The sequence below is a fragment of the Franzmannia pantelleriensis genome (assembly GCF_900102875.1).
Lineage (GTDB): Bacteria > Pseudomonadota > Gammaproteobacteria > Pseudomonadales > Halomonadaceae > Franzmannia > Franzmannia pantelleriensis.
Genome location: NZ_FNGH01000010.1, coordinates 69,877 through 87,814, shown reverse-complemented (window position 1 = coordinate 87,814; position 17,938 = coordinate 69,877). Strand labels below are relative to the sequence as shown.

Here is a 17,938-nt window from a genome sequence, read left to right as displayed (position 1 = left end):
CCATCGGGTCAAGGGGTTGCGAGTGCGATCAACACCACCACGGCGCCATACGCTGCCACGCCGGCGGCGATTGGCCAGCCCAGGCTGCGCATGCGCCACCACACCACCAGGGTGGCGGCCACGCCGATGGCGGTGGCGAGCCAGGAGGTGGCGTCGTTGGTGGCGGGCACTAGCGAGACGCCGAGCACGGCGGCGATCATCATCGGGCCGAGGATGCTCAGCCACTGGGGCATGGCGTCGAGGCGCTCGTCACCGTCGAGCCTGGCCAGGCGGCGGCGCATCCACAGCAGCGGCAGCAGCCGCATCAGCAGGGTGCCGGCCGCCGAGGCCAGCACGGCCAACCACAGTGCGTTACTCATGGCGTTCTCCGCTTGCCGGTACCCTGGACTTCACCATATAGAAGCATACCGCGCCACCGGCAGCCGCCAGGGGAATCGCCGCGTTGGTCAGCCCGGCCAGGGTAAGCAACAGGGCCATGGCGATGCTCGAGCCCAGTGCCAGTGACCAGCGCCGCGAGGTAAAGCGCGGCGCCACCAGTACCAGGAACAGGGCGGGGAGTGCGAACGGCATGACCTCGCCGAGCAGCGGCCAGCGCCGCGTCAGCTCTTCGCCGGCCACGGCGCCCAAGGCGGTGCCGGCGATCCAACTGAGCCAGGCTAGCAGCGCCGCGCTGGTGAACCAGCCAAGGCGTCGTTCGGCGGGCATCTGCGGCAGGCGGCTGTGAGCCAGGGCGAAGATTTGATCGGTCAGGCCGTGCATCAGCCAGGGCCAGGTGCGGCTGGTGGTCAGCCAGGGGGCGATATTGGGGGCATAGACCACATGGCGCGCATTGATCAACAGCGTCATGGCCACCACCAGCCACAGCGGTGAGCCCGCAGCGACCATGCCGACGAACAGGAACTGCGAAGCGCCGGCATACAGCAGCGTCGAGATCAGCATCGCCTCCCAGGTGCTGAAACCGGCCTGAGTGGCGATCAGACCGAAGGATATCGCCACCGGCACATAGCCACCGAGCAGCGGGGTAGCATCGCGCAGGCCGGTTAGCCAGGGACGTGGCAGGGGCTGAGTGGCCTGGCTCATGGCGTCTCTCCTTGTTCGGCATAGACGATAGTCATCAGCAGCGTGGCCCAGGTGTCGTGGGTACGATAGGAGTGCGGACGATCGGCGGCGAAGGTCAGGGTGTCGCCCGCCGATAGCCGCTTGGTAGCGCCCTCCGGTCCGACCTCCAGGCTGCCGCTGATCACGGTAAGCGACTCCTGGGCGCCTGGGGTATGCGGCTCGGCGTGGCGCAGGGTATGCGGCGCACAGCGCATCCAGTAGGCATCCACCTGGGGCGACGCCTTGCCCTGATCGATGAGCCGCACCTCCACGCCATCCTCGCCCAGCGGCACGCTGATCGGCGCCACCAGGGTGCCGAAGGGCACGCCCAACTGCACCGCCAGGCGCCAGATGGTGTCCAGGGTGGGGTTGCCGTTGCCCTGCTCGAGGCGCGACAGGTTCGACTTGGCGATGCCGGCGGCGGCGGCCAGCTGCGACAGCGACCAGCCCCGTGCCAGGCGCAGGGACTGCAGGTGCTGCCCCAGGGTACCGAGGGAGAGTTTGTCCATGACGGTCTTGCCTTGTTCCTTTTAATGAACGTTCTATAAAAGGAACAAGGGGCTGTCAACCGTTTTTGCTTGGGGGTAGGGGTGGCGGGGCGTTGAGGTCGAGCTGCAGTAGCGTCGATCCTCACGCCCCTGTGAATCAGGTCGGCAAGCCGAGTACCGCGGTGGCGATGGCGAAGTAGATCAGCACGCCCACGCCGTCGGCGACGGAGGTCACCAGCGGTGCGGAGGCAGTGGCCGGATCGAAGCGCAGGCGCTGCAGCAGGAACGGCAGCAACATGCCGATCAGGCTGCCCATGATCACGATCAGCACCATGCTCATGGCCACCACCATGGCGATCTCGGTGCCGGCACGGAAGATGCCCACCACCGAGACGGCCAGCGCCATGGTCAGGCCGAGGCCGATGGCAACGAAGATCTCGCGTCCGAGCAGCTTGGCCCAGTCGCGGGTTCGCACGTCGCCGGTGGCCATGCCGCGCACCATCAGGGTCGCTGCCTGGGAGCCGGCGTTGCCGCCGCTGTCCACCAGCAGGGGCAGGAAGAACACCAGCGCGATATAGGCCTCGATGGTCTCCTCGAAGTAGGCGATGCCGGCGCCGGAGAAGATGTTGGCGAACACCAGCAGCACCAGCCAGACGATGCGCTTGCGATAGAGATCGAACAGGCTGGCACTGCGCAGGCTGCCCTCGATCTTGCCCACCGAGACACCCTTGTGCATGTCTTCGGTGGCCTCCTCCTCGGCCACGTCCATGGCGTCGTCGTAGGTCACGATGCCCACCAGGCGGTCACCGCCGTTGGTCACCGGCAGCGCCAGCAGGTCGTAGCGTGAGATCAGCTTGGCCACCTCTTCCTGAGGCGTGTCGACCTTGGCCACCACCAGCTCTTCGGTCATCAGGCTCGCCAGGGTGTCCTTGGGGTTGGCCAGGATCATCTCGCGCAGCGACAGGGTGCCGAGCAGGCGACCTTCATCGTCGACGCAGTAGATCTGGTAGATGGTCTCGGCGTTGGGGCCGGTGTGGCGTACCTTGTCCAGCGCCGTGGCCACATCGAGGCTGCTGGGCACGGCGACGTAGTCGGAGGTCATCACCGCCCCGGCGGTGCCCTCTTCGTAGCTGGCCAGCTTGCGCAGGTCGTCGCGCTCGGCCTGGGCAAGGCGACGCAGCAGGCCCTGCTGGCGCGGCTCGTCGAGCAACTTGAACAGGTCGGCGCGCTCGTCGGCGCTCATGTGATTGAGCAGCTCGACCAGCTCAGTGTCGTTCATCTCCCCGGCGATCTGGGCCTGGGTCTCTTCCTCGAGGTAGCCGAAGGCGTTGGCGCGCTTGTCCAGCGGCAGGTAGTCGAGCAGCGACAGGGTGGTGCCCTCCTGCTCGTGCTGGACGAATTCGGCAAGGTCGGCGAGTTGCATCTCGGCCACCAGTTGGCGGATGGCGTCGATGTCCTGGCGCTCGATAGCGCTGCGCAGAGAGGCAGCGAGGATGGCATAGCTCATGGTTTGGCTCCTTGGCGCGCATCGTATCCGGCGCGCAGGAACCACGGCCTAGCGAATAGGCAGAGGCGGGCTCCGGCGCACCACGACAGTCGACGCGGCGCGTTCGATCATGTTGTCAGTCGTGTAATTGCGACTCGGAGGTTCCATAGATTCCTCTATAGGGGTTTCGCTGCCATTCAGCAGCGCGCGCAGCTTAGCCAGTTCACTAATGGAGGTCAACGCCAAGTGTTAAAAATTTACTGCCAGGCGCCGCATAATGTTATGTGATAGCGTTTCAGTATTGCCCGCGGCGACTCGATAGGGATCGAGGTAGAGAGTAGCTATGTCACCCAGCTTTCAAATGATCGAGACGCTCCACGCTGACCGCCCCTGGGGCAGTTTTCTCGATGCCGGCACCGGGCGGCGCTCACTGACGTGGGTCAGTGGCCTCGACATCGAGTGCTGGACCGCGGTCACCGACTCGCGGGTCACTGGCATCTCGGTGAAGTCCTCGTCGAAGGCCTGCTGGAAATAAGGGGCGCGGCGTCACTGACTTCAACCGCCAGCAAGGGTTTCCTTAGCCGCCAGCAAAGGTTTCGGTATCGACTTCCGACTGCTGCGCTTCGGTGTAGCGGTCACCGGCTATCTGCTCGTGGGTCATCATGGCATCCAGCCGGGCCACGCAAGCGGCATCCAGTTGCAGCGCCTCGGCGGCCAGGTTCTCACGCATGTGGGTCACCGAGCGCGAGCCGGGGATCGGGACGATGTCGTCTCCCTTGGTGCCGAGCCAGGCCAGGGTCAGCTGAGCCGTAGAGACGCCGAGTGCCTTGGCCTCGGCGCGTAGTGCGTCCAGTCGTGTCAGGTTGTGCGGCAGGTTGTCGGCGCTGAAGCGCGGCATCTGGAGGCGCATGTCGTTGTCGGTGAGGTCGGCGCGGTCGACGACGGCCCCCGCCAGGAAGCCCCTGCCCAGCGGGCTGAAGGCGACCAATGGAATCGCTGCCTCACGGCAGGCATCGATCAGCGCGATCTCGGGATTGCGCGTCCACAACGAGTATTCCGACTGTACCGCGGCGATGGGGTGCTCGGCACAGGCGCGCCGCAGTGTCGTCGCTGACACCTCGGACAGGCCGATGCCGCGTATCTTGCCCTCTTCCACCAGGCGACCCAGGGCACCGACGCTCTCCTCGATGGCCACCTGTGGATCCCACCGGTGCAGGTAGTAGATATCCAGGTGGTCGGTGCCCAGGCGCGCGAGGCTAGCCTCGCACTGGCGTCGAAGCGTGTCGGGGCGCCCATCGATGACTTTCTTGCCGAGTGCCGGATCGATGACCATGCCGCCCTTGCTGGCCAGCAACAACCGCTCGCGCTTGCCTGCCAGGGCCTTCCCCACCAGCCGCTCGTTGGCTGTGGCTCCGTAGAGCGTGGCGGTATCGAAATGCCGGTAGCCCATGTCGAAGGCGGCTTCCAGGGCGCGTAGCGCATCGCCCTCGGGCAGCGGATTACCGTAGCCGTGGGAGAGATTCATGCAGCCCAGGCCGATACGTGGTGAATTGACTTCCTCAAGGCGGGCCAGAAACGTCGACATGTGAAATCCTCGTTCGTTAGGCGGGGCCGAGCTGGCGGCCGGCATGATGCCTATCATGCCGAGCGGTAGAGTGAGGGTGCAAGCTGTCGACGGAGCGGCCTAGTTGGCCGCTCTGGATGAAGGAGCGTGCTCAGTTGTTGAGCGTGCGATCCAGCAGCAGCAGGGTGGACTGCCAGGAGACGGCGTCGGCGATCGGGTCGTAGGCCAGCGGCAGGCCGAATGCCTCGCCGGCGGCATCGGCGCCGGGGTTGGTAAAGCCGTGGGTGGCGTCGTGGTAGTTGATTACCTCGATCTCTGCACCGGTGGCGGCAAGAGCGCTGGCCATGGCCTCGAGATCGTCCTGGGCGACCATCGGGTCGGCGGCGCCGTTGTGGATCTGCACGGCACCGCTGAAGTCGGCCGGGGTGTCGACGGCCTGGGCCGGGCTGCCGTGATAGCTGACCACCGCCTCCAGCGGCATACCGGCCAGGGCCATGTTCATTACCACGCTGCCGCCGAAGCAGTAGCCGATCGCCGCCATGCCGCTGTCGGCCACCGCGGGGTGCTCACGCAGCCGTGCCATGGCGGCTTCCAGTCGATTGCGTGCACCTGGCCAGTTCTGCATCACCTGGGACGAGAATTCGCCGGCTTGATCGGGGTGGTCGGCGGTCTGGCCGTCTCCGTACATGTCGACCGCAAGGGCAACGAAGCCTAGCGCGGCGAGCTGGTCGGCGCGATGCTTCACGTAGTCATTGAGCCCCCACCATTCGTGAACGATGAGCACCGCGGGGCGCGGCGTCTCGTCGCTGGCGCTGCGTGCCAGGTAGCCATGGTAGGTCTCGCCGTCGGCGGTGTATTCAAAGCGCTCGCCTTCCACCTGCGGTCCCCAGCTCATGGTGGCATCGGCATCATTGACGGTGTCGGAGGTGGCGCTATCGGTCTCGGCCAGAGCAGGGCTGGCCAGCAGTCCTGCGGCCAGGCCGAGGGAGAGGAGTCGCTTGTACATGATCGGGGTGTCCTGTGTCGAAATAGACGGCTCGCCCTCCTACCATAGCTGGCCGCAGGCGATAGGGCATGCGCTGCAGCACCGGTGGCGGTACGTCACGATGTACCGGGATCTTGTTATTTCTTGTACTTCTTATGAAAAGTGTTTACGGCACAAGTCTGTAGCGTGCCTTTAAAATCAATAGGATAGTTTTTCTTGTGGTGGGCGTCGGTGGTGTCTTTGTATAATTTTTTCGAGCAAATACTTGTACACGTCCAGCCGGTTGTCTATGGTTGTATCAGCTCCCACGCAACGGATCGCGTGGATAGCTAGGACGCTCAGGCCAGGATGGCCTACCGGACATGGACGGCACTCACGACAGGACGTCATGATCGCCAAGGAGTCCACCGAGCCCCGACATCCCCTGCTTCTTGCCCCCTTCCCCAGGGGGCGTTTTTTTGCCAGCCGGGAATGGACGCCTGCCGCATAACCTGGGTTAGCGTATCAAGTGGGGAAGGCTGGGATGCTATGATCTGTACATTCGCTGTACAGGGAGGTGCGATATGCTGAAGTTACTTGCGGGTGCGGCAAGTGTGAGCTTCCTGATGGGCATGATCGCGATGCTGGTTTTCGTGCTGACAGGCTTGTAAGGGGCGCTGCTCGCCACCTAGTTGGAAGAACCGCGAAACCCTCGGTCGATGGCCGGGGGTTTCGTCTTGTTGCAGGAGGGGGCGTCGCTACAGCGACACGAATGGCAGCAGCGACAGCGTCAGTACCGCCGCTGCGGCCAGGGTCAGGGCGATCACCTGCAGCGGCCGTTCGCGCAGCCGCTGCCACAAGCTGAGCGACTCACCGCGGGCTTCGCGCTCGGCCAGGTCCTGCTGCATACGCTCGCTGAGGCGGGCCTGGTAAGCATCGAGCGCCGCACGCGCCTCGGGCAGCTGCTCCTCGTCGCGCAGCCAGATCGCTGCCACCGAGAGTTTCCAGCGCCCCTCGCTGGTCTCGTAGACATCGAAGCCGCCCTCGTCGAGCAACTGGCGCACCTCGGCGGCCTCCTCCTCAGGCACGCCGCCGAGCCGGAACAGCAGTACGGCCATCGGCTACCTCGCCGCCTGGTAGTGGAGGTCGAGCGACTGCGCTAGCGAGCCGCCTCGAGCGTCGATGCTGTTGGCCAGCGTTGCCACCTGCCCGCAGCTGATGTAGGCCGACTCGGCCAGCCACTCGGCGTCGGGATAGTAGGCGAACAGGTAGTGGTCGTCCTTGATGGTGTCGATCAGCGGCCGCGCTATCTCCTGTCGTACGGCGGGGCAGCCGAAGCTGCGCCCCAGGCGGCCGTTGTCGGCAATGAACTGCTCGCTGACGTAGTCGGCGCCGTGGACCACGATGGCGCGCTGGTAGGCCAGGTCGTTGACCCCGGTCTCGAGCCCCTCGAGACGCATGGAGTAGCCGTTGGCGCCGTAGTAGCTATTGAGGGTGCGGAACAGTCCCAAGCTCGACTGGTAGCTTTCGGGGATATTGGAGAACCACTCTGCCTTTTCGTCGCCGCTGCCGCGGCCGTGGGAGACCAGCTCCTCGAACAGCAGCTGCTGGTGCTCGAGGTCGAAGACCCACAGCCGTGGCTGGTTGGCGCTGCGCGAGAAATCGATCACCGCCAGGCGCTCGGCGTCGGGGTCGGCGCACTGCACGGCGCTGGCGGCGAGGCGCAGCACCTGCGGATCGGCGTCCGGTGCCAGGTATTGAAGGCTGTCGGCGAGCAACACATGGGCCTGGGCGGACACGGGCATGATAAGTGCCAGGGCAAGCCCGGCGACGGGGAGGCGAGGGGTGATTGGCATTGTTATGACGTCTCCGGCGCAACAGAATGGACCAACAAACGGCGCTATTATGAACAGAAGAGTGGCATCAGCCAAACCAGGGACGGTAAGGGGAGACGTCGCATGACGACAGTGTGGCAGTGGAGCAGGGCGCGAGCGTGGTTGGTGGCCGCAATGGGGCTTTATGTCGCGCTGCTGGTGGCACCGGCCATGGCGGGGCAAGCATTGGCGCCTGCCACCGAATCTCAGCTGACCGCGGGTGGTTTGCAGGAGGAAGAGCTGGCGACCTTTTACAGCAGCCGCGCATATCACGCCGTGTGGCAGTCGCCACAGCGTGTCGAGGCGCTGGCTGATGCGGTGGCTGGACTGCAGGACGATGGCCTGACGCCCGGCGACTATCTGCCCGAGGGGCTGGCGGAGCGCCAGGCCACACTCGGCGACGACGAGGCGGCACGCGTGCGTTTCGAGCTGGATGCCACACGCGGGCTGCTCCTGGCGATGCGCCACCTGGCGCGCGGCAAGACCGACCCACGGCGTCTGGAGAAGGACTGGAGCATTCCGCTGGCGAGCTATTCGCCGGACTGGGCACGGCTCTCGCAGCAGCTGGATGCTGGCGATATCGATGCGGCGTTCGAGCAGGTGCGCCCCGAGGCCAGTTTCTATCAGGCCCTGCGTGAGGGGCTGTCGCACTATCGTCGCGTCGCCGCCAGCGGCGGCTGGCCTAAGCTGCCAGAGCGCAGCGAGTCGCTTCGCGAGGGGGATCGGCACCCCGATGTGGCGCTGCTGCGCCAGCGCCTGGCAGTGGAGCGCGACCCGGCCAGCCTGCCGGCCGACGCCGATTATTATCCGCAGGTCGAGCTGGCGGCCGAAGCGCAAGGCAGCGGCGATGCCGAACGCTTTGATGCCGAGCTGGCGCGTGAGGTTCGCTTCTTCCAGCGTCGCCATCTGCTCGAGCCCGACGCCGTCGTCGGTCGCCATACCCGCCAGGCGCTCAACGTGCCCGTGGAGGCGCGCATCGACCAGCTGCGCGTCAATCTCGAGCGCGCCCGCTGGCTGCTGCACGACCTGCCGGCGTCCTACGTACTGGTCGACATCGCCGGCTATGAACTGCATCACGTGCGTGAGAGCGGCGAGGACTGGCGCACCCGGATCGTGGTCGGCCAGCCGTATCGTGAAACGCCGTCGATCCGTTCGTCGATCACCCACCTGACCTTCAATCCGACCTGGACGATACCGCCGACGATCTTCCGCGAAGACAAGCTGCCGCGGATTCGCGACGACCTCGGCTATCTCGAAGAAGCCAACCTGCGCGTGCTGGCGCCGAGCGGCGAGGAGCTCGACCCGGCCGAGGTCGACTGGGACAACCCCGGCGGCGTAATGCTGCGCCAGGCGGCCGGCGGCGATAACCCCTTGGGTGACCTGGTGATCCGCTTTCCCAATGACCACGCCATCTACCTGCACGATACCCCGGCCCAGGGGCTGTTCAATCGTGCCCAGCGCGCCGCCAGCTCGGGCTGCATTCGCGTGGAGTACGTCGAGGAGCTGGCGCGTCAGCTGCTGGGTGACAGCCAGCGCTGGAGTGCCGGCGACATCAGCGAGCGGATCGACGCCGGGCGCACCGGCAACGTGTCGCTGGCCAGCCAGGTGCCGGTGATCCTCAGCTACTGGACTGCCGGCCCCGACGAATACGGCGGTATCGCCTTCCGGCCAGATATCTACGGCCGCGATGTAGCGGTGCGGCGCGCGCTGGACGCCCCGGCGGGATAGCGAAAAATATGTTTGACTCGCGGCACGGAATCGCGCATTCTGATTTGGCAGTTGGTTAGCAAGTTGTATATCGTCAGTAGAAATCGAACGTTGTCAGTATCAATTTCGGTAGCCTGGTGTATCTCCTTGTCTTACCCACTCGATACGGGTAATTCCCGCAACATCATCAAGCATTAGGAAATTGAAAAATGGCAACTGGTACCGTTAAGTGGTTCAACGACACCAAAGGTTTCGGCTTCATCTCTCCGGACGATAACGGCGACGACCTGTTCGCGCACTTCTCCGAAATTCAAGCTGACGGCTTCAAGACTCTGCAAGACGGTCAGAAGGTCTCCTTCGACGTCACCCAGGGCAAGAAAGGCCTTCAGGCTTCCAACATCAAAGTCCTCTAATAGTTGACATTTGATGTGTCCCTCTCGAGGGACGATGCAAGGCCCGCCATGTGCGGGCCTTGTGCGTTTTTACCCGGCAATCGCCTTCCCCCTTCTCTTTTTTAATTCCCTTTTCGAATAGTTAAATTTCCACAAATAACTTTTTGACATAAAGATTGGCCGTCACAATGGCAGGGTTTTCCCTTTGCCCATGGACTGCCGATGTCGCCTGATGCCTGGCTTGCTCTGACCGTCGTAGTGGCGGTATTTCCCTTGATGGCCTTTACCCGCCTGGGCCCGGACATGGTGCTGCTGGGCGCCGTGGTGCTGCTGTTGACCCTGGGCGTGATCGATGCCGAGCAGGCACTGGGCGGCTTTTCCAACAGTGGCTTGTTCACCGTCGCGTTTATGTATGTGCTGGTGACGGCGATACGTCAGACCGGCGGCATCGACCTAATCATCCGTGTGGTGCTGGGACGCCCGGGCAGCGAGCGTGGCGCCCTGGCGCGGCTGCTGCTGCCGGTGGCGGGCATGAGCGGTTTTCTCAACAATACGCCGGTGGTCGCGACCTATATTCCCGCGGTGATCAGCTGGTCGCGCCGCTTGGGCATGCCCAGCCACCGCTTTCTGATGCCGCTGAGCTTTGCCTCGATCCTCGGCGGCACCGTGACGCTGTTCGGCACCAGCACCAACCTGGTGGTGCACGGCATGCTCACCAGCCGCTATCCCGAGCTCTCCATGGGGCTGTTCGATATCGCCTGGGTCGGAGTGCCGGTGGCGATGGTGGGGCTGATCTATCTATGGTGGCTGGCGCCACGCCTGCTGCCGGCGCGACGCGGCTTGGCCCAGGCGTTCGACAATCCCCGTGAGTTCACCATCGAGATGGAGGTCGACCCCAAGGGGCCGTTGGTCGACAAGAGCGTCGAGGAGGCCGGTCTGCGCCATTTGCAGGAGCTGTTCCTGGTCGAGATCGAGCGCGAGGGCAACATCGTCAGCGTGGTGGGGCCGGGGGAGAAGCTCAAGGGGAGGGACCGGCTGGTCTTTGCCGGTACCTCGGCGGCGGCGGTGGAGCTGCAGCAGATCCGCGGTTTGATCCCGTCGCGCCAGGGCGAGTCGAGTCTGAGCAAGGACTTCAAGGAGCGCCGCCTGGTGGAAGCGGTGGTCTCCGACCAGTGCCAGTTCGTCGGTCAGCGCATCCGCGATGGCCACTTTCGCACCCTATACGGCGCCGCGGTGCTGGCGGTATGCCGCAACGGCGAGCGGGTCGCTGGCAACCTGGGCCAGATCCGCCTGCAGCCCGCCGATGTGCTGCTGCTCGAGGCGCGCCCGCCGTTCATCGAGCGCCATCGCCAGTCGCGGGATTTCCTGCTGATCAGCCGGGTCAACGGCGCGGCGCGGCCAGTGCACGAGAAGGCCTGGCTGGCCTGGGCGATCCTGCTCGGCGTGGTGGCGCTGGCCGCCTTCGGAGCGATGAGCATGCTCAACGCGGCCATGCTAGGGGCGGCGCTAGCGGTGATCAGCGGCTGCTGCACCATCGGAGCCGCCAAGCGTGGCCTGGATACCCAGGTGCTGCTGACCATTGCGGCTTCGTTTGGCCTGGGGGCGGCGCTGGAGAGCAGCGGGGCGGCGGCGTATCTTGCCGGTGGGGCGCTGGGCCTGGCCGACGGCAATCCGCTGCTGCTGCTGATCGGCACCTACCTGCTGGTGGCGCTGCTCACCGAGCTGGTCACCAACAACGCCGCGGCGGTGATCACCTTCCCCATCGTCATGGCCAGCGCCGAGAGCCTTGGGGTGAATCCGATGCCCTTCGTGGTGGCGGTGATGTTCGCCGCCTCGGCGAGCTTCCTGACCCCCATCGGTTACCAGACCAACCTGATGGTCTACGGGCCCGGCGGCTATCGCTTTAGTGACTTCATGCGCGTGGGCGGGCTGCTCAACCTGTTGGTGGCAGTGGTGGCGCTGGCGTTGATCCCGCTGATCTGGCCCTTTGCCGGCTGAGCCGACGGGGCCATCTCGCCGCTCGCGGCGCTTTAGGGTAGGCTGGGGGTTTTGCCAATGATGGAATTCGACCCCACCATGCGTGATGAGACCTCCCCCGGCGAGCTGGTCATCGAGCCGTCAAGCGGCCAGCCGGCAAATGCCTGTGTGATCCTGCTGCACGGCCTGGGTGCCGACGGCAACGACTTCAAGCCGCTGGTGCCGGCGCTCAACCTGCCGGCCTCGCTGGCGGTGCGTTTCGTGCTGCCGCATGCGCCGCGCATGCCGGTGACCATCAATGGCGGCATGCAGATGCCGGCCTGGTACGACATCCTCGAGATGAACCTCGGGCGCCGCGTCGATGAAGCGCAGCTGCGGACATCCGCGGCGCGTGTGCACCGCTTGATCGACGCCGAGATCGCCCGCGGCATCGACAGCCGTCGGATCATTCTGGCCGGCTTCTCCCAGGGCGGCGCGGTGGCCTACGAAGCAGCGCTGACCTATCCCCAGCCGCTGGGCGGTCTGCTGGCGCTGTCGACCTACTTCGCTACCGCCGACAGCATTGCCCCCAGCGAGGCCAACCGCGAGCTGGTGATCGAAGCCCATCACGGCAGCTTCGACCCGGTGGTGCCGGAGAGCCTGGGTAAGGAGGGCGCCGAGCGCGCCCGCGCCATGGGCCACCCGGTCAATTACCGTCGCTATCCCATGCAGCATTCGCTGTGCCCGCAGCAGGTCGCCGATATCGGCCCCTGGCTGACGGCACGTCTGGCCACCGACTGAGCGGAGCGTCGATGGATACCCTCGACAAGATGGCAGCCCCCGGGCCTGATCGGCGCCTGTCCAGCCCGGCCGCGGCGCGCAACCGCGAACCGATTCTCAAGGTGCTGCGCGATTGGCTGCCGATCCAGGGGCGGGTGCTTGAGGTTGCCAGTGGCAGCGGCGAGCACGCGCTGCACTTTGCCACCGCCATGCCCAATCTGCGCTGGCAGCCCAGCGACCCCAGTCCCAGCGCCCGAGCCTCGATCGAGGCGTGGCGCGTCGAGCAAGGCCCGGCCAACCTGCTGGCGCCGCTGGCGCTGAACGTGGAGCAGCGGCCGTGGCCGGTGCCCGACTTCGATGTGCTGCTGGCCATCAACCTGCTGCATATCTCACCCTGGGCGGTGAGCGAGGCGCTGTTCGCCGAGGCCGGTGCGCGGCTGCCCGACGGCGGTATCCTGTATCTGTACGGTCCTTTCATGCGTGACGGTGAACACAGCGCTGCGAGCAATGCCGCCTTCGACGCCGACCTGCGCCAGCGTGATCCCGAGTGGGGCATTCGCGAGCTGGAGACCGTGCTCACCCTGGCCGAGCGCCATGGCCTGGGGGTGGTAGCGGTGGAGGAAATGCCGGCCAATAATCTCAGCGTGGTGCTGCGCGCCGAGGCGGTCGCCGGGTCTTGAACTCGGCACCGCTGCCCCAAGTCTACTGGTTAGTCATCAAGGAGGAGTGAGCATGCACGATCTGTCAGAAGACATCCGACTGCCCGACGGTTGCCCCAACTGCGGCAGCCACCGCGCCAGGGTCTCCCAGGTCAAGAATCCCGATGACAAGGTGTTTTGCGCGTCCTGCAATACCGTGATTGGGCTGTATGGCGAGGTCAAGGAACGTCTCATCAAGGCCCAGCCCAGTGAGACCGAACAACTGCTCGAGAAAGCCGCCAATAAGAAGCCGTCCTGACGTTTCGCGCGCCGATGCCGTTTCTGCACGCCGATGGCTTGGCACTGCTGCTGATGGCGCTGACCACCCTGGTGGTCGGCGCCAGTGCCCTGCATGGGGCGCGCTATCTGCGGGAGAGCGAGGCACCGCGTCGTCGTAGCGGGTTGCTGTGGCCGCTGCTGGTGCTGCTATGGGCAGCGCTGTGCAGTTTGTTCGCCAGTGGCCATCTGGTCGTCCAATACCTCGCGCTCGAAGTCACCGCGCTGTGCGCCGTGGCGCTGATGCTGCTGCCTGGCAGCCGGGCCTCGCGAGAGGCGGGGCGCCGCTATCTGCTGTGCACCCTGAGCGGCTCGCTGCTGGTGCTGCCGGCGGTGGTCTGGCTGGCTAGTCGGCAGGCCGACCTGAGCCTGGCGGCGCTGGCCGAGGTCGACGTTGCGCCTTGGTGGCTGGCGCTGGTCACTGCCGGCCTGCTGATCAAGATGGCGGCATTTCCGCTGCACGGCTGGCTGCCACCGGCGCATGGCGCCGCCTGGGTCTCGGTGAGTACCGTCCACGCCGCACTAGTGATCAAGGCGGCCTTTTTCATGGCGGTGAGCCTGTGGACCACGCTGGCCCCGGAGGCGGCAAGCGGCGCACAGCTGCTCGGCTGGCTGGGCGCGGCAGCGATCCTCTGGGGCAGCCTGCTGGCCTGGCGCCAGACCGAGCTCAAGAGCGTAGTGGCCTACTCTACGGTGGCCCAGGTGGGTTACCTGCTGCTGCTGTTTCCGCTGCTGTTCGGCACCGACGACGAGGTCGCAACCCTGGCCTGGCAGAGCACCTGGCTGCTGGTGATCAGCCATGCGCTGGCCAAGGCGGCAATGTTCATGGCGGTCGGCAGCCTGGTACTGGCGATGGGCCGCGGCGACCTGCAGGGGCTGTCAGGTGTCGGCCAGCGGCTGCCGCTGTCGCTGCTGGTATTCGGCCTGGCCGCGGTCTCGCTACTGGGGCTGCCGCCCAGCGGCGGTTTTACCGCCAAGTGGATGCTGCTGCATGCGGCGATCCTCGCCCACCAGTGGCAGTGGGTGCTGGTGGTAGGGATCGGCACCCTGCTGGGCGCCGCCTATGTGTTCCGGGTGTTCCGCTACTGCTTCATCGTTCCCGAGGATGAGCAGGCGATGCGCGTACCGCCGGTGTCGCTGGACATCATCGCGCTGCTGCTGGCGCTGGCGGCCATGGGCCTCGGCCTGGCGGCGGCGCCAGTGGTGGCGCTGATGGGGGACGCGCCATGAGTGATAACCCGGGCCTGCTGCTGGCGACGCTGGCCACTTCGCTGCTGGTGGCGCCGATAATCTTCCTGCTGCCGGAACGCGCCTGGCTGGCGCGGACCTCGCTCAACCTGGGGGCGGCACTGCTCAAGCTGGGTCTGGTGGCGCTGATGGTGTGGGGCGTGGCTCGCGGCGACAGCTACGCTTTCGGTTTCACTGTGGTGGAGGGCGTGAGCTTCGAGCTGCGCGCCGACCCGCTGGGCATCATGTTCGCCGGGCTGTCGTCGCTGCTGTGGCTGTTCACCACCCTCTACGCCATCGGCTACCTGGAGGGGTCGGATAACCGCAAGCGCTTTTTCGGCTTCTTCAGTCTGTGCGTGGCCAGTACCCTGGGCATCGCCCTGGCCGGCAACCTGTTCACCTTCCTGCTGTTCTACGAGCTGCTGACGCTCTCCACCTATCCATTGGTCGTGCACCGCGGCACGCCCAAGGCGCTGGCGGCCGGTGCCACCTACCTGCGCTACACCGTAAGCGGCGGGGTGCTGCTGCTGATTGCCGTGGTCGCGCTGCATGTTCTGGCCGGCGAGGTGAGTTTCGGCCAGCGCGAGATACTGGCCGAGCTGGGGCCGGAGCAGCACCCGTGGCTGATCGGGATCTTCGTGCTGCTGATGTTGGGGCTGGGGGTCAAGGCGGCGCTGGTGCCACTACATGGCTGGCTGCCCCAGGCGATGGTGGCGCCGGCGCCGGTCAGCGCGCTGCTGCATGCGGTGGCGGTGGTCAAGGCCGGGGCCTTCGGCATCGTGCGGGTGGTCTACGACGTCTACGGCATCGCCTTGAGCTACGAGCTTGGCCTGCTCACCGGACTGGCCATCATCGCATCGTTCACCATCCTGTATGGCTCACTGCGGGCCCTGGCTCAGGTCGATATCAAGCGCCGCCTGGCGTTCTCCACGGTCAGCCAGGTCTCGTACATCATGCTCGGCATCAGCCTGTTCGGTCCCATGGGAACCGTGGCCGGGCTGGCGCATCTGCTGCATCAGGGGCTGATGAAGGTCACGCTGTTCTTCTGTGCCGGCAACTACGCCGAGGAGCTGGGCATCCACCGCATCGATGAGCTGGATGGGGTGGGGCGGCGGATGCCGGGCACTAGCCTGGCGTTCACCTTCGGGGCGCTGGGCATGATCGGCATCCCGCCGCTGGTCGGCTTTCTCAGCAAATGGTATCTGGGCATGGGGGCGATCCAGGCCGGCATGCCCTGGGTGATTGCGGTGCTGGTGGCCAGCAGTCTGCTCAATGCCGCCTATTTCCTGCCGATCCTGTATCGGCTGTGGTTCAAGCCCGGCCCGCTGGAAGGGAGTGGCGAGTGGCCCCACGAGCGGCGCCTGGGCCGGCTCGAGACCAGCGCTTGGCTGCTGTGGCCGGCGCTGGGGACCGCAGCCTTCAGCCTGCTGGCGGGGATCTTTGCCGGTCTGCCGTTGAGCCCGCTGAGCTGGGCGAGCCTGATCGCGACCCAGGAGTATCTGCCATGAGCCTGGCCCATCTCCTCTTGCTGTCGGTGGCCTGGCCGCTGTGCGTGGCGGCGCTGGTGGCGGGCATCCTGGCCTGGCGCCATGGCCATGCGCTGGTGGAGCAGCGCAGCTCGGGGCGCTACGTGGTGCCGCCGGGCATCGCAGGCGACTGGCCGTACCGCTGGCGTGTGGCGCTGTGGGTGAGTGCGCCGCTGCCGGCTTTGGCGGTGGCGCTGGCATTACCCGAGTCCATGCTGACCATGGAGTGGTGGCTGCTCGGCGGTGACTGGCGGCTGGATGGCACGCGCCGGGCGCTGCTCGGCTTTACTGCGCTGCTATGGGCATTGGCCGGCGGTTACGCCCACGGCTACCTGAGCGGCAAGGCGCGCCGCGCGCGCCACGGTGACCCGGACGCCGAGCGTGATCTGCAGGCCTTTGTACTGCTATGGCCGCTGACCTTGGCGGGCAACCTGATGCTGATCCTGGCCGAGGACATCGCCAGCTTCTATACCGGCTTTGCCATCATGACCTTTGCCGCCTACGGCCTGGTAGTCAATGCCGGCACTCGCGAAGCCTACCGCGGCGGCCGCGCCTACCTGATCATGGCGATCCTCGGCGAGGGCATGATCCTGGCCGGGCTGCTATGGGCAGCAGCCAGTGCCGAAACCCTGACCCTGACCGGCTTGCGCGAAGGCCTCGCGGTATCCGCTCAGGCCACTATCATGGCCACGCTGCTGTGGCTGGGTTTCGGGGTCAAGGCCGGGGTGATCGGGTTGCACGTATGGCTGCCATTGGCGCATCCGGTGGCGCCGACGCCAGCCAGCGCGGTGCTCAGCGGGGCAATGATCAAGGCCGGCCTGCTCGGCTGGTGGCAGACCCTGCCGCTGGGGCTGACCGCCCTTGCTGGGCTCGGCACCACCATCATCAGCCTGGGGCTGATCGCCGCCTTTGCCGCGGCGCTGTATGGCGTGACCCAGCGCCACCCCAAGGCGGTACTGGCCTACTCCAGCGTCAGCCAGATGGGCATGATGACGGCGCTTATCGGCGTGGGGCTGCTGGCCCCATCGCTGTGGCCGATGCTGTTGCCGGCGCTGGTGCTGTTTGCGGTGCACCACGGGCTCAACAAGGGCGCGCTGTTTCTTGGCGTGGGGATCACCGAACACCCGCCGCGAATGCCGGGCTGGCTGCTGTGGCTATTGCTGGCGCTGCCGGCGCTGTCGCTGGCCGGGGCACTGGCCAGCGGCCTGAGCGCCAAGTGGATGCTCAAGGCGGGGCTGTATGACGCCGGCTGGAATGGCCTGGTTTTGCTGCTGACGTTAGCAGCAGTGGGCACCAGCCTGCTGATGGCGCGCACGCTATGGTGCCAGGCTCACGCCTGGCAGAAGGCGCGGCGCCAGGGCGTAGCCGCTGCACCGCTGTCGATGACCCTGGCCTGGGCATCCGGCGCGTTGCTGGCTGCCGCCGTGCCCTGGTGGCTGATGCTGCCTGAGGCGCCGGTCGGCGCGGTGCAGCCAAGCGACCTTCCGCCCTGGGGCGAACTGGCTGGGCTGATGTGGCCCGCGCTGCTGGGGGCGGTGGTGACCGCCGCTCTGGTGGTGGCCAGCCACCTGGAGCCACGGCTGCATACGCGGCTGAGCCATGCCGAGCGGCTGCCGCCCGGCGACCTGTGGCCGCTTTATGTGGTCGCGACGCACTCGCTGATGGAGCGCGTACGGCGCGGCGTGGCGCAACTGGGCAATGCCCAGGAGGCCGTGCAGGGTGCAGCGGCCTCCTGGGCCCGCCAGGCGATGGTCGGGCTGACCGCACTGCAGCGCTGGGAGGCCGTGCTGCGCCGCTGGGCGGTGGCGCTGATGGTGGTGTCGGGGGGCGTGCTGTGGCTCACGCTGATGCGCTAGCGACTACGCCCCGTACCAACCGGGGCGCAGCGAGGCAAGAGATGAG

Annotated in this window: 18 protein-coding genes; 10 read left to right on the top strand and 8 right to left on the bottom strand. The window is 66.1% G+C overall.

Annotation, left to right across the window (positions count from 1 at the left end; genetic code table 11):
• Window positions 1-8: 8 nt before the first annotated feature.
• The 4 genes from BLT16_RS13680 to mgtE form a co-directional block, all read right to left on the bottom strand.
• Window positions 9-359, bottom strand: a complete 351-nt coding sequence (locus BLT16_RS13680; RefSeq protein WP_089659066.1) for an AzlD domain-containing protein — start codon at window positions 357-359, stop codon at window positions 9-11.
• Window positions 352-1,080 (bottom strand): AzlC family ABC transporter permease, encoded by a 729-nt coding sequence (locus tag BLT16_RS13675; protein ID WP_089659065.1) that lies wholly within the window; start codon window positions 1,078-1,080, stop codon window positions 352-354. The genes BLT16_RS13680 and BLT16_RS13675 overlap by 8 nt, the downstream gene beginning before the upstream one ends.
• The gene (locus tag BLT16_RS13670; protein WP_089659064.1) at window positions 1,077-1,607 is read right to left on the bottom strand and encodes a helix-turn-helix domain-containing protein; all 531 of its coding nucleotides are present in this window, start codon (window positions 1,605-1,607) and stop codon (window positions 1,077-1,079) included. Before BLT16_RS13670 ends, BLT16_RS13675 begins: the two co-directional genes overlap by 4 nt.
• A 136-nt stretch (window positions 1,608-1,743) precedes the next feature.
• The gene (mgtE, locus tag BLT16_RS13665; protein ID WP_089659063.1) at window positions 1,744-3,093 is read right to left on the bottom strand and encodes a magnesium transporter; all 1,350 of its coding nucleotides are present in this window, start codon (window positions 3,091-3,093) and stop codon (window positions 1,744-1,746) included.
• 322 nt (window positions 3,094-3,415) lie between these two features.
• On the opposite strand from mgtE, the gene BLT16_RS13660 reads away from it, so the two are divergent.
• Window positions 3,416-3,607: a hypothetical protein gene (locus BLT16_RS13660; protein WP_089659062.1), complete on the top strand. Its 192-nt coding sequence runs from the start codon at window positions 3,416-3,418 to the stop codon at window positions 3,605-3,607.
• Window positions 3,608-3,649: 42 nt separating this feature from the next.
• Here the strand turns inward: BLT16_RS13660 and BLT16_RS13655 are convergent, their stop codons facing one another.
• From BLT16_RS13655 to BLT16_RS13640, 4 genes are all read right to left on the bottom strand, one after another.
• Window positions 3,650-4,657: an aldo/keto reductase gene (locus BLT16_RS13655; RefSeq protein ID WP_089659061.1), complete on the bottom strand. Its 1,008-nt coding sequence runs from the start codon at window positions 4,655-4,657 to the stop codon at window positions 3,650-3,652.
• Between the two features lie 130 nt (window positions 4,658-4,787).
• Complete coding sequence (locus tag BLT16_RS13650; protein WP_089659060.1) at window positions 4,788-5,642, bottom strand: dienelactone hydrolase family protein; 855 nt, start codon at window positions 5,640-5,642, stop codon at window positions 4,788-4,790.
• Between the two features lie 716 nt (window positions 5,643-6,358).
• Window positions 6,359-6,718 (bottom strand): DUF6164 family protein, encoded by a 360-nt coding sequence (locus tag BLT16_RS13645; protein WP_089659059.1) that lies wholly within the window; start codon window positions 6,716-6,718, stop codon window positions 6,359-6,361.
• A 3-nt stretch (window positions 6,719-6,721) separates the two neighbouring features.
• Entirely contained in the window at window positions 6,722-7,405 is a 684-nt protein-coding gene (locus BLT16_RS13640; RefSeq protein WP_245701676.1) for a murein L,D-transpeptidase catalytic domain family protein, read from the bottom strand.
• A gap of 153 nt (window positions 7,406-7,558) precedes the next feature.
• Here BLT16_RS13640 and BLT16_RS13635 point away from each other — a divergent pair, with 153 nt between their 5' ends.
• The 9 genes from BLT16_RS13635 to BLT16_RS13595 all read left to right on the top strand — a co-directional run bounded on the left by BLT16_RS13635 (window position 7,559) and on the right by BLT16_RS13595 (window position 17,892).
• On the top strand, window positions 7,559-9,202 hold the full coding sequence (locus BLT16_RS13635; RefSeq protein WP_089659057.1) for a L,D-transpeptidase family protein: 1,644 nt from the start codon (window positions 7,559-7,561) through the stop codon (window positions 9,200-9,202).
• Window positions 9,203-9,390: 188 nt separating this feature from the next.
• Entirely contained in the window at window positions 9,391-9,594 is a 204-nt protein-coding gene (locus tag BLT16_RS13630; RefSeq protein ID WP_009101184.1) for a cold-shock protein, read from the top strand.
• Window positions 9,595-9,795: 201 nt separating this feature from the next.
• Window positions 9,796-11,571, top strand: a complete 1,776-nt coding sequence (locus tag BLT16_RS13625) for an SLC13 family permease (RefSeq protein ID WP_089659056.1) — start codon at window positions 9,796-9,798, stop codon at window positions 11,569-11,571.
• 57 nt (window positions 11,572-11,628) lie between these two features.
• Window positions 11,629-12,330 (top strand): alpha/beta hydrolase, encoded by a 702-nt coding sequence (locus BLT16_RS13620; protein ID WP_245701665.1) that lies wholly within the window; start codon window positions 11,629-11,631, stop codon window positions 12,328-12,330.
• A gap of 11 nt (window positions 12,331-12,341) precedes the next feature.
• Window positions 12,342-12,989 carry a DUF938 domain-containing protein gene (locus BLT16_RS13615; RefSeq protein WP_245701664.1) on the top strand — a complete coding sequence of 216 codons (648 nt, stop codon included), beginning with the start codon at window positions 12,342-12,344 and terminating at the stop codon, window positions 12,987-12,989.
• A gap of 52 nt (window positions 12,990-13,041) precedes the next feature.
• Window positions 13,042-13,266 (top strand): hypothetical protein, encoded by a 225-nt coding sequence (locus BLT16_RS13610; RefSeq protein WP_089659055.1) that lies wholly within the window; start codon window positions 13,042-13,044, stop codon window positions 13,264-13,266.
• Between the two features lie 14 nt (window positions 13,267-13,280).
• Window positions 13,281-14,513, top strand: coding sequence for a complex I subunit 5 family protein (locus BLT16_RS13605; RefSeq protein WP_089659054.1), 1,233 nt, complete (start codon window positions 13,281-13,283; stop codon window positions 14,511-14,513).
• The gene (locus tag BLT16_RS13600; protein ID WP_089659053.1) at window positions 14,510-16,018 is read left to right on the top strand and encodes a proton-conducting transporter transmembrane domain-containing protein; all 1,509 of its coding nucleotides are present in this window, start codon (window positions 14,510-14,512) and stop codon (window positions 16,016-16,018) included. The genes BLT16_RS13605 and BLT16_RS13600 overlap by 4 nt, the downstream gene beginning before the upstream one ends.
• Complete coding sequence (locus tag BLT16_RS13595; protein WP_089659052.1) at window positions 16,015-17,892, top strand: complex I subunit 5 family protein; 1,878 nt, start codon at window positions 16,015-16,017, stop codon at window positions 17,890-17,892. The genes BLT16_RS13600 and BLT16_RS13595 overlap by 4 nt, the downstream gene beginning before the upstream one ends.
• Window positions 17,893-17,938: the final 46 nt, after the last annotated feature.

What these genes read in the sequence shown, in the direction of transcription:
- BLT16_RS13670 (WP_089659064.1), bottom strand. Translation starts at nt 1,607, where the DNA reads ATGGACAAACTCTCCCTCGGTACCCTGGGGCAGCACCTGCAGTCCCTG.
- BLT16_RS13675 (WP_089659065.1), bottom strand. Translation starts at nt 1,080, where the DNA reads ATGAGCCAGGCCACTCAGCCCCTGCCACGTCCCTGGCTAACCGGCCTG.
- BLT16_RS13615 (WP_245701664.1), top strand. Translation starts at nt 12,342, where the DNA reads ATGGATACCCTCGACAAGATGGCAGCCCCCGGGCCTGATCGGCGCCTG.
- BLT16_RS13605 (WP_089659054.1), top strand. Translation starts at nt 13,281, where the DNA reads ATGCCGTTTCTGCACGCCGATGGCTTGGCACTGCTGCTGATGGCGCTG.
- BLT16_RS13640 (WP_245701676.1), bottom strand. Translation starts at nt 7,405, where the DNA reads ATGCCCGTGTCCGCCCAGGCCCATGTGTTGCTCGCCGACAGCCTTCAA.
- BLT16_RS13660 (WP_089659062.1), top strand. Translation starts at nt 3,416, where the DNA reads ATGTCACCCAGCTTTCAAATGATCGAGACGCTCCACGCTGACCGCCCC.
- BLT16_RS13630 (WP_009101184.1), top strand. Translation starts at nt 9,391, where the DNA reads ATGGCAACTGGTACCGTTAAGTGGTTCAACGACACCAAAGGTTTCGGC.
- BLT16_RS13635 (WP_089659057.1), top strand. Translation starts at nt 7,559, where the DNA reads ATGACGACAGTGTGGCAGTGGAGCAGGGCGCGAGCGTGGTTGGTGGCC.
- BLT16_RS13625 (WP_089659056.1), top strand. Translation starts at nt 9,796, where the DNA reads ATGTCGCCTGATGCCTGGCTTGCTCTGACCGTCGTAGTGGCGGTATTT.
- BLT16_RS13600 (WP_089659053.1), top strand. Translation starts at nt 14,510, where the DNA reads ATGAGTGATAACCCGGGCCTGCTGCTGGCGACGCTGGCCACTTCGCTG.
- BLT16_RS13620 (WP_245701665.1), top strand. Translation starts at nt 11,629, where the DNA reads ATGATGGAATTCGACCCCACCATGCGTGATGAGACCTCCCCCGGCGAG.
- BLT16_RS13680 (WP_089659066.1), bottom strand. Translation starts at nt 359, where the DNA reads ATGAGTAACGCACTGTGGTTGGCCGTGCTGGCCTCGGCGGCCGGCACC.
- BLT16_RS13645 (WP_089659059.1), bottom strand. Translation starts at nt 6,718, where the DNA reads ATGGCCGTACTGCTGTTCCGGCTCGGCGGCGTGCCTGAGGAGGAGGCC.
- BLT16_RS13610 (WP_089659055.1), top strand. Translation starts at nt 13,042, where the DNA reads ATGCACGATCTGTCAGAAGACATCCGACTGCCCGACGGTTGCCCCAAC.
- mgtE (WP_089659063.1), bottom strand. Translation starts at nt 3,093, where the DNA reads ATGAGCTATGCCATCCTCGCTGCCTCTCTGCGCAGCGCTATCGAGCGC.
- BLT16_RS13655 (WP_089659061.1), bottom strand. Translation starts at nt 4,657, where the DNA reads ATGTCGACGTTTCTGGCCCGCCTTGAGGAAGTCAATTCACCACGTATC.
- BLT16_RS13650 (WP_089659060.1), bottom strand. Translation starts at nt 5,642, where the DNA reads ATGTACAAGCGACTCCTCTCCCTCGGCCTGGCCGCAGGACTGCTGGCC.
- BLT16_RS13595 (WP_089659052.1), top strand. Translation starts at nt 16,015, where the DNA reads ATGAGCCTGGCCCATCTCCTCTTGCTGTCGGTGGCCTGGCCGCTGTGC.